Source organism: Modestobacter roseus, assembly GCF_007994135.1.
GTDB classification, from domain to species: domain Bacteria; phylum Actinomycetota; class Actinomycetes; order Mycobacteriales; family Geodermatophilaceae; genus Modestobacter; species Modestobacter roseus.
The window spans coordinates 2,926,991-2,939,301 of the sequence record NZ_VLKF01000001.1; the positions used below are offsets into that span (position 1 = coordinate 2,926,991).

General features: G+C 74.9%; 13 protein-coding genes. 6 read left to right on the forward strand and 7 right to left on the reverse strand.

Annotated features, from left to right (window positions below):
• Window positions 1-41 precede the first annotated feature (41 nt).
• From JD78_RS13805 to JD78_RS13815, 3 genes are read left to right on the forward strand one after another with little or no spacing between them, the layout of a single operon-like run.
• Complete coding sequence (locus JD78_RS13805; protein WP_228395067.1) at window positions 42-875, forward strand: purine-nucleoside phosphorylase; 834 nt, start codon at window positions 42-44, stop codon at window positions 873-875.
• Window positions 872-1,735, forward strand: coding sequence for an NAD-dependent epimerase/dehydratase family protein (locus JD78_RS13810; protein WP_166521191.1), 864 nt, complete (start codon window positions 872-874; stop codon window positions 1,733-1,735). Before JD78_RS13805 ends, JD78_RS13810 begins: the two co-directional genes overlap by 4 nt.
• On the forward strand, window positions 1,732-3,384 hold the full coding sequence (locus JD78_RS13815) for a phospho-sugar mutase (RefSeq protein ID WP_166521192.1): 1,653 nt from the start codon (window positions 1,732-1,734) through the stop codon (window positions 3,382-3,384). The genes JD78_RS13810 and JD78_RS13815 overlap by 4 nt, the downstream gene beginning before the upstream one ends.
• Window positions 3,385-3,424: 40 nt before the next feature.
• Here JD78_RS13815 and JD78_RS13820 read toward each other — a convergent pair whose 3' ends face one another.
• From JD78_RS13820 to upp, 5 genes are all read right to left on the reverse strand, one after another.
• Window positions 3,425-3,853, reverse strand: coding sequence for a DUF805 domain-containing protein (locus JD78_RS13820; RefSeq protein ID WP_166521193.1), 429 nt, complete (start codon window positions 3,851-3,853; stop codon window positions 3,425-3,427).
• A 264-nt stretch (window positions 3,854-4,117) separates the two neighbouring features.
• Window positions 4,118-4,831: a YoaK family protein gene (locus JD78_RS13825; protein ID WP_228395068.1), complete on the reverse strand. Its 714-nt coding sequence runs from the start codon at window positions 4,829-4,831 to the stop codon at window positions 4,118-4,120.
• Window positions 4,832-4,865: 34 nt separating this feature from the next.
• Window positions 4,866-5,282: a DUF805 domain-containing protein gene (locus JD78_RS13830; protein WP_166521194.1), complete on the reverse strand. Its 417-nt coding sequence runs from the start codon at window positions 5,280-5,282 to the stop codon at window positions 4,866-4,868.
• Window positions 5,279-6,166 (reverse strand): Gfo/Idh/MocA family protein, encoded by an 888-nt coding sequence (locus JD78_RS13835; RefSeq protein WP_153359145.1) that lies wholly within the window; start codon window positions 6,164-6,166, stop codon window positions 5,279-5,281. The genes JD78_RS13830 and JD78_RS13835 overlap by 4 nt, the downstream gene beginning before the upstream one ends.
• Before the next feature lie 2 nt (window positions 6,167-6,168).
• Window positions 6,169-6,792 carry a uracil phosphoribosyltransferase gene (gene upp / locus JD78_RS13840; RefSeq protein WP_153359147.1) on the reverse strand — a complete coding sequence of 208 codons (624 nt, stop codon included), beginning with the start codon at window positions 6,790-6,792 and terminating at the stop codon, window positions 6,169-6,171.
• An 80-nt stretch (window positions 6,793-6,872) separates the two neighbouring features.
• Here upp and JD78_RS21780 point away from each other — a divergent pair, with 80 nt between their 5' ends.
• A complete protein-coding gene (locus JD78_RS21780; protein ID WP_208104103.1) occupies window positions 6,873-7,748 on the forward strand; it encodes a GNAT family N-acetyltransferase in 876 nt (291 codons plus the stop codon).
• On the opposite strand, the gene JD78_RS13855 is transcribed toward JD78_RS21780, so the two are convergent.
• Complete coding sequence (locus JD78_RS13855; RefSeq protein ID WP_208104104.1) at window positions 7,635-8,261, reverse strand: NUDIX domain-containing protein; 627 nt, start codon at window positions 8,259-8,261, stop codon at window positions 7,635-7,637. The genes JD78_RS21780 and JD78_RS13855 overlap by 114 nt on opposite strands.
• Complete coding sequence (locus tag JD78_RS13860) at window positions 8,246-9,565, reverse strand: DUF222 domain-containing protein (RefSeq protein WP_341800135.1); 1,320 nt, start codon at window positions 9,563-9,565, stop codon at window positions 8,246-8,248. The genes JD78_RS13855 and JD78_RS13860 overlap by 16 nt, the downstream gene beginning before the upstream one ends.
• A gap of 206 nt (window positions 9,566-9,771) precedes the next feature.
• Between JD78_RS13860 and deoC the strand changes: the two genes are divergently transcribed.
• Both deoC and JD78_RS13870 read left to right on the forward strand, forming a co-directional pair.
• The gene (gene deoC, locus JD78_RS13865; RefSeq protein WP_153361723.1) at window positions 9,772-10,767 is read left to right on the forward strand and encodes a deoxyribose-phosphate aldolase; all 996 of its coding nucleotides are present in this window, start codon (window positions 9,772-9,774) and stop codon (window positions 10,765-10,767) included.
• 1 nt (window position 10,768) lies between these two features.
• Window positions 10,769-12,211 (forward strand): aldehyde dehydrogenase family protein, encoded by a 1,443-nt coding sequence (locus tag JD78_RS13870; protein ID WP_194290530.1) that lies wholly within the window; start codon window positions 10,769-10,771, stop codon window positions 12,209-12,211.
• Window positions 12,212-12,311: the final 100 nt, after the last annotated feature.

Sequence of the window (12,311 nt, forward strand, 5' to 3'; positions counted from 1 at the left end):
GAGCGGGTGCGGTGGCCGACCCGGTCCCTATGCTCGCGCAGGTGAGCGAGCCGACCACCGCACCCGTACCCGAAGCAGCTCCGACCGATCCCACCGCGCTGGCCGCCCGGGCCGCCGAGCAGCTGACCGCCGCCGTCGGCGGGGACCACGACGTCGCCGTCGTCATGGGGTCGGGCTGGGCCCCGGCCGCCGACGCGTTCGGCGAGACGCTGGCCAGCGTCGCCATCGGCGACCTGCCCGGCTTCGCCGCCCCGACCGTCACCGGCCACGGCGGCGAGATCCGCTCGGTCCGGGCGGGCGACCGCAAGGCCCTGCTCTTCCTCGGCCGCACCCACCTCTACGAGGGCCGCGGGGTCGAGCCCGTCGTGCACGGCATCCGCACCGCCGCCGCCGCCGGCGTGCGCACCGTCGTGCTGACCAACGCCGCCGGCGGCCTGCGCCCGGAGCACCGGGTCGGCCAGGCGGTGCTGATCAGCGACCACCTGAACCTGACCGCGCGCTCCCCGCTGGTCGGCGCGACGTTCGTCGACCTCACCGACCTGTACTCCGCCCGGCTGCGGGCGCTGGCGACGGAGATCGACTCCTCCCTGGCCGAGGGCGTCTACGCCGCGCTGCCCGGCCCGCACTTCGAGACCCCGGCCGAGATCCGGATGCTCACCACCCTCGGCGCCGACCTGGTCGGCATGTCGACGGCGCTGGAGGCGATCGCCGCCCGCGCGGCCGGGATGGAGGTGGTCGGCCTCTCGATGGTCACCAACGCCGCGGCCGGCATCACCGGGGAAGCGCTGGACCACCTGGAGGTGCTCGAGGCGGGCAAGGCCGCGGCCGGCCGGCTCGGCAGCTTCCTGGTCGAGCTGATCGGCCGCATGCCGTGACCACTCCCGGGCCGGTCCTGGTGACCGGGGCCGCCGGCGGCATCGGCACCCTGCTGCGCGGCGGCCTGCCCGAGCACGGCTGGGCGCTGCGCTGCCTGGACGTCGTCCCGGTGCCCGAGCCGCGGCCCGGGGAGGAGCACCTGGTCGCCGACGCCGCGGACCTCGCGGCCGTCACCGCGGCGGCCGACGGCGCCGGCGCGGTCGTCCACCTGGCCGGGGTGCTGGGCGAGTCGACGTGGGAGGCGATCGAGCGCTCGCACATCGAGACCACCCACGCCGTGCTCGAGGCCGCGCGGCGGGCCGGGGTCGGCCGGGTCGTGCTGGCCAGCAGCAACCACGCCAGCGGCTTCACCCCCCGGCCGGCCGACGGGCTGCTCACCGAGGCCGCCGCGCCCCCGCGGCCGGACACGTTCTACGGCGTCGCCAAGGTGACCATGGAAGCGCTCGGGTCGCTCTACGCCGACCGGTACGGGATCGACGTGGTCTGCCTGCGCATCGGCAGCGCCTTCCCCCGGCCGACGACGCTCCGCCAGCTGTCCACCTGGCTCTCCCCGGGTGACACGGTGCGGCTGTTCGACGCGGCCCTGCGCGCGCCGTCCCCGGGCTTCCGCGTGGTGTGGGGCGTGTCGGCCAACACCCGCGGCTGGTGGGACCTGACCGCCGCCCGCGCGCTGGGGTACGAGCCCCAGGACGACGCCGAGGCGCACGCGCCGGCGCTGGTGGAGGTGCACGGCGAGCCCGACCCCCGCGACCCGGTGCACGGCCGGGTGGGCGGCGAGTACACCCTGCCGGACCTCGACGCCGACGTGGTCGCGGCGCAGACGGCGCCGGTCCAGCCGAGCAGCGGAGGCGCCCGGTGACCCCCTCCCCCAACCTGCTGAGCACCGCCCGCGCCTGGGCTGACGACGACCCGCACGACGGCGACCGGGCCGAGGTGGAGGCGCTGATCGAGGCGGCTCCCACCGACGACGCCGCCACCGCCGAGCTCGCCCGCCGGTTCGCCGGTCCGCTGACCTTTGGCACGGCCGGGCTGCGCGGCCCGCTGCGCGCGGGGCCGGCCGGGATGAACGCCGCGGTGGTCACCCGCGCCGCCGCCGGGCTGGGCGCGTGGTTGCGCGCGGGCGGTCACGACGGGGGCGGGGTGGTCATCGGCTACGACGCCCGGCACCGCTCCGACGAGTTCGCCCGGCTGTCCGCCGAGGTGCTGGCCGGGGCGGGGTTCGCCGTCCAGGTGCTGCCGCGGCCGCTGCCCACGCCGGTGCTCTCCTTCGCCGTCCGGCACCTGGGCGCGGTCGCCGGGATCATGGTGACCGCGAGCCACAACCCGCCCCAGGACAACGGCTACAAGGTCTACCTGGGTGACGGCGCGCAGCTGGTGCCCCCGGCCGACCGGGAGATCGAGGCGGCCATCGCCGCCGTCGGGTCGCTCCGGTCGCTGCCGCGCAGCGACGAGTGGGTGACCTGCGGGGACGACGTCGAGGCCGACTACGTGGCGGCCGTCGTCGACGCGCTCGAGCCCGGCCGGGTGGCGCTGGCCGACCGGCAGCGGCTCACCGTCGCCTACACCGCGATGCACGGGGTCGGCTCGGCCACCACCCGCCGGGTCTTCGAGGCGGCCGGCTTCGGCCCGCTGCACACCGTGCCGCAGCAGGACCGGCCCGACCCGGCGTTCCCGACCGTGGCCTTCCCCAACCCGGAGGAGCCGGGGGCGGTCGACCTGCTGGTGGCCAGCGCCGAGCAGGCCGGTGCCGACGTCGCGATCGCCGAGGACCCGGACGCCGACCGCTGCTCGGTGGTGGTGGGCGGGCGCCAGCTGACCGGCGACGAGGTCGGCGTGCTGCTGGGCGACTGGCTGCTGCGCCGCGGGGTGCGCGGCACGTACGCCTGCTCGCTGGTGAGCGGGTCGCTGCTGGGGGCGTTGGCCCGCGCCCACGGGGTGCCGTTCGAGCAGACCCCCACCGGCTTCAAGTGGATCATCCGGGCCGGGTCGGCCGGGGCGCCGCTGGTCTTCGGCTACGAGGAGGCGCTGGGCTACGCGGTCTCGCCCGGCGTCGCGCACGACAAGGACGGCATCTCCGCCGCGCTGGCGGTGGCGCTGCTCGCCGCCGAGCTGCGCGCCGACGGCCGCACGTTGACCGACCGGCTCGACGAGCTGGCGGTGGAGCACGGGCTGTTCGCCACCGGGCCGCTGTCGGTGCGGGTCGAGGACCTGTCGGTCATCTCCGGCGCGATGGCCCGGCTGCGGGCCCGGCCGCCCGCGCAGCTGCTCGGCCGGGACGTCGAGGCCGTCGACCTGGCGGACGCCGATCCGCCGGTCGACGCCGTGCGCCTGACCGGGGACGGCGTCCGGGTGGTCGTGCGGCCCAGCGGCACCGAACCGAAGCTCAAGGCCTACCTGGAGACCGTGGTGCCGGTGGCCGACGCCGCCGGGCTGCCCGTGGCCCGCGAGCGCGGCGCGGCGGAGCTGGACCGGCTGCGCACGGAGATGTCCGCGGCCCTCGGTCTGTGACGCCGCCGGTGTCCCGGTCTGCGGGGCACCGGCGGACCGGTCAGTTGTAGGTCTGCGGGTAGTCCGGCTCGGGCACCCGCTCGCCGGCCGGGGGCGGGCCGTAGCCGTTGGTGCGCTCCTCCCCGGGCAGGAAGCCGAGCTGGACGAGCAGGATCAGGCCGCCCACCAGCGGGATGAGCCCCATCAGCAGCCACCAGGCCGAGTGCCCCCGGTCGTGCAGCCGGGTGACGTTCGAGGAGAACGACGGCACCAGGGTGAGCAGCGCGACGATCGGGGACAGCACGCCGAACGTCGCCTGCACGCTGAAGCTGGTCGTGGTGGTCGTGGTGTCGGTGACCTGGCTGAAGCCGAGGGCCAGGTCGGCCGCGACGGCCAGCGCGTTCACGAGCAGGATCGGCAGCACGTAGTGGAGCCAGAAGGTGCGGCGGCTGATCCGGCCGCGGGACACGTACCACTGGGCGATGCTCACGCAGACCTCATCCGTTGCGAAGTGACGCCGTCCGGAAGGCCGGCGGCCCATCGTCGCCGTCACCCACCGCGGGGTCTGTCCCCCGACCGGGTGACTCCGACCGGGGCACCCCGGCCAGCCGGGCGGCGGGCCGAGGCGGTCGGGCCGGGGCGGTCGGGCCGGGGCGGCCGCGGTGGTCGTGGTCGCCCTGGTCGCGGCGGCGGTGCTGCGGGTGCGGGCCCGCTGGGCGCGGCGCGCCCTCTCCTGACGGCAGCGACCGGCGGGTCAGCCGGAGGTCGGCAGCGCCCGGCGCCCGGCGACGGCCACCGCGACCAGGACCACGGCGGCGAGCCCCGGCCCGACGGCCAGGTGGACCCGCAGCAGCAGCGCGCCCACGGCGGCGCCGGCCACCAGCACGAGGATGGCGCCGGCCCGCCGTCGCCACTGCGCACCGGAGGCCCCGGCCAGCCGCGAGTCGGCGGCGAGCCCGGTCAGCGTGGAGGTCACCACCACCGTGGTCAGGTCGGCGACGGCGATGCGGCGGGCGGTGGCGGCCTGCACGCCCATGGCGACGGCCATGACGGTGGTCACGGCCACGAGCCAGGGCGGCCCGCCGCCGGCGTCGTCCGGTCCGACGACCTGTGCGCCGGCCAGTGCGAGCACCACGGTGACCGCGGCGAAGACCGCCCCGGCGACGACCAGCAGCAGCCCGGCCCGCCCGGACCAGCCGGCCTGCCGGCTGCGGAGGGCCCGGCCGGCGAGGACGGCCCCCACCACGAAGCCGAGCAGCGCGACGGCCGGCCCGAGCACGGGCAGCTCCCCGCCCCCGGCCAGCGCCATGCCGAGGATGGCCACGTTGCCGGTCATGTTGCCCACGAACACCCGGTCCAGCCCCAGGTAGCCGACCGCGTCGACGACCCCGGTCGCGAAGGTGCACCCCAGCAGCAGCGCAACGGTCCAGCGCACTCGCGTGCCCTCGTGAGCCACGTCGTCCCTCACGCGCGCTCCCGCCCGCCGGCGCCCTGGCCCCCGGTCACGCCCGCCGCGGCGGCGGGCCGTACCGGTTGGGGCGCGGATCGGTGCCGAGGAAGCCGAGGGTCACCAGGAGGACCAGCCAGCCGATGCCCGGCAGCAGCGCCCACAGCAGCCACCAGGCGGAGTGGTCGCGGTCGTGCAGCCGGGTCACCATCGCCGTGACGTTCGGCACCAGGAGAACGAGCGCACTGACAGCGGTGACCGGGCCGCCCTCTGCCGGGAAGAACCACAACCAGTCGACGGGATCGAGCTGGTTGGGGCGGGACTCGAACCGCGGGTAGCTTTCCGGGAACCAGGTCGCGTCGATCGACGTGGCCATCAGCCCGACGAGCGCGATCGGCAGCACGTACCGCAGCCACCAGTCCCGGCGCCGGATCCGCCCGGTCGGCAGGTACCAGGCCGCCAGCCCGCTCACGGCGCGACGATCTCCCGGCAGCCGCTCGCCAGGGCCCGCTGCGCCGCGGCGAGCACCCGGACGACGTCCCGCCCGAAGGCGACGTCGCAGGGGTGGGCACCACCGGTGAGCGCGGCGGCCTGGAGCTCGTCGACGGCGACCCGGTGCGCGGCGACCGCGATGTCGGGCTCCGGCAGCAGCACCAGCCGGCCGGCGTCGCCGTGCACCCACGCGTCGATGCCCGCGGACAACCCGGCGGCCGTGTGCGACAGCGTCACGGTGCTGGCCCGGCCCTCGTCGTGGCCGAGGACCAGGTGCACGGTGTCGCCCTGCCCGGCCCCGGCCTGCACCGTGCGCACCGGCCCGAGGGTGGGCACCAGCAGCGCCAGCGCGTGCGGACCGACGTCCCACAGCGCACCGTGCTGCCGGCGCCAGGCGGAGTCGAAGGGGCTGCCGGCCAGGGAGCCCAGCCAGGTCACCGCGCCACCGGCCAAGGTGGTGCGGGCGGCCTCCTGCAGCCAGGTGGAGGTCGCCGTCCGGAAGCGGCTGGTGAAGAAGACGACCGAGGCGACACCGGCGGTCTCGACGGCGGCGACCACGCGGTCGGCGGCATCGACCGACAGCCCGACCGGCTTCTCCAGCAGCAGGTGCTTGCCGGCGGCAGCCGCGCGCTCGGCCAGCGGGACCTGCGCGTCCGGGGGGACGGCGATGCTCACCGCGTCGACGTCGGCCAGCAGCGCGTCGAGGTCGTCGGTGCCGGCCACGTCGAACTCGGCGCCGGCGGCCTTCGCCTTGGCCAGGTCGCGACCCCAGACACCGGCCAGCTCGGCGTCCGGGTGCTCCGCCAGGGAGGCGGCGTGCACGGTGCGTGCCCAGTGACCGGTGCCGAGCACCCCGAACCGCACGGTCAGACCGCGCCGAACTGGCGGTCGCCGGCGTCGCCGAGGCCCGGGACGATGTAGGCGTTCTCGTTGAGCCGCTCGTCGACGCTGGCGGTGAAGACGCGCAGCGGCAGCCCGCTCTCCTCCAGCCGCTGGAGCCCTTCGGGGGCGGCCAGCGCGCAGAGCACGGTGATGTCGGTGCAGCCGCGGTCGGTGAGGAGCGTGCAGCAGTGCACCAGCGAGCCGCCGGTGGCCAGCATCGGGTCCAGGACGAAGACCTGGCGGCCGACGAGCGACTCGGGCAGCGAGGCCATGTAGGCCTCCGGCTGGAAGGTGACCTCGTTGCGGGCCAGCCCGACGAAGCCCATCTGGGACTCCGGCAGCATGCCGTGCGCGGTGTCGGCCATGCCGAGGCCGGCGCGCAGCACCGGCACGATCAGCGGCGGCGCGGCCAGCCGGTACCCGGTGGTGTCGGTGACCGGGGTGGTGATCGGCTCCTCGGCGACGGAGAGGTCGCGGCTGGCCTCGTAGACCAGCATCTGGGTCAGCTCCCGCAGCGCGGCCCGGAAGGCGGCGTTGTCGGTGCGCTCGTCACGCATCCGGGACAGGCGGGCGCGGGCGATCGGGTGGTCGACGACGGTGAGCTGCACGGCGCACACCGTATCGGCCCATCGCACCCGGTCAGGCGTGGAGCCGGACCGGGTGGCGCACGCCGGCGCAGGATGGGCGGATGGACACGGTGACCCGGCTGCTGACGTCGGCCGAGGTGGACGACCGGGCCGGCGCGGGCGTCTCGGTGTCCACACGCCTCGAGCTCGAGCTCGTCGACGGGAGCCGGGTGCTGCTGCTGGACGACCGGGGCTGGAGCTCTTCGGGCGGGTGGGACACCGTGTCCGTCGCGGACGCGGACCGGACGGCGCGCATGGTCGTCGGGCCGGATAAGCCCTTCGGCGGCCGCTCGCAGGAGCAGGTGGCGGCCGCCCACTGGGACGAGCTGGCCCGCACGGCCCGGTCGCTGGGCGTCGCGGTCGACGGCGCCACACTCCGGCTGCTGCCGCACGACGTCGCGCTGAGCCCACGGCTGCTCGCCCGCCTCGGCGCAGGAGCGGACGGGGCGGACACCGGTGCGGAGCCCGGCGTGGCCACGCCCTCGCCGACGGTCGGCCTCCTGTCAGCGTCAGCGGCCGGGGAGCTGCTGACCCTTCAGCGGGCGGCGTACGTGAGCGAGGCACAGCTCTACGACGACGTCCGGCTGCCGGCACTCACGCAGACGCTCGACGAGCTGACGTCCGAGCTGGCCGTGAGCAGGTGTCTGGCCGCGTGGTCCGGTCACCGGCTGGTCGGCGCCGTGCGCACCCGCGAGGTCGACTCGGTGCTGCACATCGCACGGCTGGTCGTGGCACCGGACCAGCAGGGGCTGGGCATCGGCAGCCGCCTGCTGGCCGCAGCCGAGGCAGGGACCGCCTGCACCCGAGCCACGTTGTTCACCGGATCACGGAGCCAGGCCAACCTCCGGCTGTACCGGCGACGCGGGTACGTCGAAGACCGGCGGGAAGAGCTGCACCCTGGGTTGGAGATCGTGCACCTGGTCAAGGCGCTCCGCTGAGTCCGTGCGGCACACCGGCTGAGAGGGCAGGGTCGCCACATGGCGCGACGACCACGGAGCCGGACCGGCCGCGGGCTGGCGACGACGGGCACCTTCGTCCTCTGCGCCCGGCACCGTCACCGAGCGAGCAGGGTGCTCAGCAGCTGGCCGGTACTGGGGGTGTGCCAGTGCCAGGTGCGGCAGCTCCCCCGCGCCGACCCAGCGGATCTCGTCGTGCTCGTCGGGGCAGGCGTTGACCGGCGTTCCCACCCAGTCGCGGACCACCCAGAGCCCGAGGCGGAGGTCGGCGGCCGGGTCCTCGACCCGGGCCAGCGGTGCCGGGTCGATGCCCTGGGCCTCGACCGCCAGTTCTTCGCGCAGTTCCCGGCGCAGCGCCTGGAGCTCGGTCTCGCCGTCGTCGACGTGACCGCCCGGGAGGTCCCAGACGTCGGGGTACCAGCGGCGGTCTGGCGACCGGTGGGTGAGCAGGACGCAGCCCGGCCGCACGAGCGCACCGGTCACGACGTGGTGCACCGGCCCAGTCGACCACGCCGCAGGACTGCAGCGCGCCACGCTAGAGCGGCGGTCCGATGAGGATCTCGGTGTCGTCGGGTCGCCAGGTACGCCATCGGCCATCCGGTTGTCGCTCGACCCGGAAGCCGTGGTGGACCTTCGTGTGCCAAAGGACCACCCCCTCCCCACGACTCGCAAGCTCGCCGCGGGCCCCTGGGGATGGCCGAGTGGTGGACGTCACACCACCAGGTCGGCGCACCGCAGCCGGCGAACACGCAGCTCTTGTCCCGCCGCTCGACTGCCTTGCGCAGGCCGGGGGTGACCACGCGGTGGTCCCGGCCCAGGTCCAGCGGGGTGCCATCGGGGCCCATGACGATGCGGGAGATGCTGCCGTCGCAGGCGAGGTAGCGGGCGCGGGCGGCGGAGATCGTCGCCCCGAAGCCCAGGTCCGCAGCCCCCGCACCGGTCGCCTCATCCACCAGATCCTCCAGGTCGACGCCGACCACGACGTGCGGCTTCACCGTCCGCAGCGTCGGCAGATTGCCGCTCGCGAGTTGGTTGTCGCACACCTGCACCAGGGCGTCGCCCTGCTGCTGGATCCGGGTGCGGGTGTCGCCCTTGGGCCGGTCAGCCTGCACGTGGGACTCGATCGCCGCCTTGAACTTCTCCCCGCCGATCGCATCGGCGTCGAACCGGGCAGTGATGCTCCCGTCGGCGTGGGTGACGATGACCAGTCTCCGGCCCTCGGTGGGGTCGGGCTCCGGCCCATCGGGGTCCAGGGCGGCGTCGAAGGCCTGCACTGCCTGCACCAGCGACGCATGCGGCGACTCGGCCGCCACCCGCGCCCACGCGGTGTCGAACACACCCAGGTCGATGCCCTGCTCCTCGGCGCGGGCGACCTCCCTGGGGCCGACCTCCTCCGCGACCACGTTCACCTGAGCAGCAGTCACCTCCCCGGCCGCGAACCCCGCCGCCAGCACCGGGAACGACTCCAGCACCCGCCCGGCCCGCACGATCCGGTCGGCCTCCCCCGCCGACACCCGCACGTGCCCGATCAACCACGACCGCATGCTCCTCAGCCCGTCACGCTCAGCGGCCTGGGACACCGCCGCATGCCGCACCGTGCGGGTCAGCTCCGCGTCCAACCGGTTCCGCGCCGCCACCAGCAACGCCGCCCGGTCCAGCACCCCACCATCGGTCAACCCGTGCAGGTCCTCGCCCGCCAAACCGTCCAACGCCGCCAACACGTCCAACCCGGCCAGGTCATCGACGAGCTCGGCGACCACGTTCGGCGGAGAAACGTCCAGCGTCGTCGAGCCGGTCACCGAGCACCTCCCCATCGCTTCGAACACGTGTACGAAGACTAGTGGATCGACTGGATGCCGACAAGCCGAAACCCCAGGTCAGCCGCTCGTCCACAGATCCTCCCGAGGCCTTGACGGGCACCTCCAGCGCAGGCCCCCACCGGCCGGGTCCCCCGCAGGAGGGTGAGCACCCCAGGACTGTCGGTGGGCAGTGGAGAATGCCCCGCATGACCCACGTGCTCGACCCGAACGCGCTGGCCGCGTCCGGCGGTGCCCCGGGCACCCCACCGGACCCCTTCGCCGACGTGACCCGCTCGGACGACGCCTTCCGCGCGTTCCTGCACGGGCTGCCCGGCGTCGACCAGGTGGGCGCCCAGCAGCGGGTCGCCGTCCTCGGCTCCCGCTCGATCAAGACCACCGCCAAGGCCTGGGCGATCGACACCGCGATCTCGATGGTCGACCTCACCACGCTCGAGGGCGCCGACACCCCGGGGAAGGTGCGCAGCCTGGCCGCCAAGGCCCGCCGCCCCGACCCGGAGGACCTCACCTGCCCGGCCACCGCCGCGGTCTGCGTCTACGGCGACCTCGTCGACGTCGCCAAGGAGGCCCTGACCGGCACCGACGTGAAGGTGGCCGCCGTCGCCACCGCCTTCCCCAGCGGCCGGGCCAGCCGGCGGGTCAAGATCGCCGACGTCGAGGACGCCGTCGCCAACGGCGCCGACGAGATCGACATGGTGATCGACCGTGGCGCGTTCCTGTCCGGCCGCTACCTCGACGTCTTCGAGGAGATCGTCGCGGTGAAGGAGGCCTGCGGGCCCGCGCACCTCAAGGTGATCCTGGAGACCGGCGAGCTGGTCACGCTGGACAACGTCCGCCGCGCCTCCTGGCTGGCGATGCTGGCCGGCGGCGACTTCATCAAGACCTCCACCGGCAAGACCTCTCCCGCCGCCACCCTGCCGGTCTGCCTGGTGATGATGGAGGCGGTCCGCGACTTCCGCGCCGCCACCGGCCGCCAGGTCGGCGTCAAGCCCGCCGGCGGCATCCGGACGACGAAGGACGCCGTCAAGCACCTGGTGCTGGTCAACGAGACCGCCGGTGCCGACTGGCTCTCCCCCGACTGGTTCCGCCTCGGCGCCTCCAGCCTGCTCAACGACCTGCTGCTGCAGCGCCAGAAGCTCCGCACCGGCCACTACTCCGGCCCCGACCACGTGAGCGTGGACTGAGATGACCAGCCTGTTCGAGTACGCCCCTGCCCCCGAGTCCCGCTCGATCGTCGACCTGAAGCCCAGCTACGGCCTGTTCGTCGACGGCGAGTTCACCGACGGTGGCGGCACCCCGCTGAAGACGGTCAACCCGGCCACCGAGGAGGTGCTCAGCGAGGTCGCCGTCGGCACCGAGGAGGACGTCGACCGCGCCGTCCGCGCCGCCCGCCGCGCCTTCAGCCGGGTCTGGGGGCCGATGCGCCCGGCCGACCGCGGCAAGTACCTGTTCCGCATCGCCCGGCTGCTGCAGGAGCGCGCGCGGGAGTTCGCCGTCCTGGAGTCGCTGGACAACGGCAAGCCGATCCGGGAGAGCCGGGACGTCGACGTCCCGCTGGCCGCGGCGCACTTCTTCTACCACGCGGGCTGGGCCGACAAGCTCGAGCACGCGGGCCTCGGACCGGCCCCGCGCCCGCTCGGCGTGGCCGGCCAGGTCATCCCGTGGAACTTCCCGCTGCTGATGCTGGCCTGGAAGATCGCCCCGGCGCTGGCGGCCGGCAACACCGTCGTCCTCAAGCCCGCCGAGACCACCCCGCTGACCGCGCTGCTGTTCGCCGAGGTGTGCCAGCAGGCCGACCTGCCGCCCGGTGTGGTCAACATCGTCACCGGCGCCGGGGCGACCGGCCGGGCGGTGGTGTCCCACCCCGACGTCGACAAGGTCGCCTTCACCGGCTCCACCGAGGTCGGCCGGGAGATCGCCCGCTCGGTCGCCGGCACGGAGAAGCGGCTCACCCTGGAGCTGGGCGGCAAGGCGGCGAACATCGTCTTCGACGACGCCCCCATCGACCAGGCCGTCGAGGGCATCGTGCGCGGCATCTTCTTCAACCAGGGCCACGTCTGCTGCGCCGGCTCCCGCCTGCTCGTCCAGGAGTCGGTGCACGACGAGGTCATCGCCTCGCTGCAGCGGCGGATCGGCACCCTGCGGGTGGGCGACCCGCTGGACAAGAACACCGACCTGGGCGCGATCAACTCCGCCGAGCAGCTGGCGAGGATCCGGGAGCTGTCGGAGATCGGCGTCGCCGAGGGCGCCCAGCGCTGGCAGCCCGCGTGCGACCTCCCCGACCGCGGCTTCTGGTACCCACCGACGGTCTTCACCGGCGTCTCGGCGGCGCACCGGATCGCCCGCGACGAGGTGTTCGGGCCGGTGCTGTCCGTGCTCACCTTCCGCACCCCCGACGAGGCGGTCGCCAAGGCGAACAACTCGACCTACGGGCTGTCGGCCGGCATCTGGTCGGAGAAGGGCTCGCGGATCCTCAAGGTCGCCGACCAGCTGCGCGCCGGCGTCGTGTGGGCCAACACCTTCAACGAGTTCGACCCGACCTCGCCGTTCGGCGGCTACAAGCAGTCCGGCTACGGCCGGGAGGGCGGCCGGCAGGGGCTCGCCGCCTACCTGGAGGGAACGAAGTGACCAGTCGCGAGGAGTGGGGCCCGGCGGGCTCCGCGATCGAGGGACGCAGCAGCTCAGCGCAGATCGGGGACGCGACCTGGTCGCGGTCGGAGTCCGGAGG

What these genes read in the sequence shown, in the direction of transcription:
- deoC (WP_153361723.1), top strand. Translation starts at nt 9,772, where the DNA reads ATGACCCACGTGCTCGACCCGAACGCGCTGGCCGCGTCCGGCGGTGCC.
- JD78_RS13870 (WP_194290530.1), top strand. Translation starts at nt 10,769, where the DNA reads ATGACCAGCCTGTTCGAGTACGCCCCTGCCCCCGAGTCCCGCTCGATC.
- JD78_RS21780 (WP_208104103.1), top strand. Translation starts at nt 6,873, where the DNA reads ATGGACACGGTGACCCGGCTGCTGACGTCGGCCGAGGTGGACGACCGG.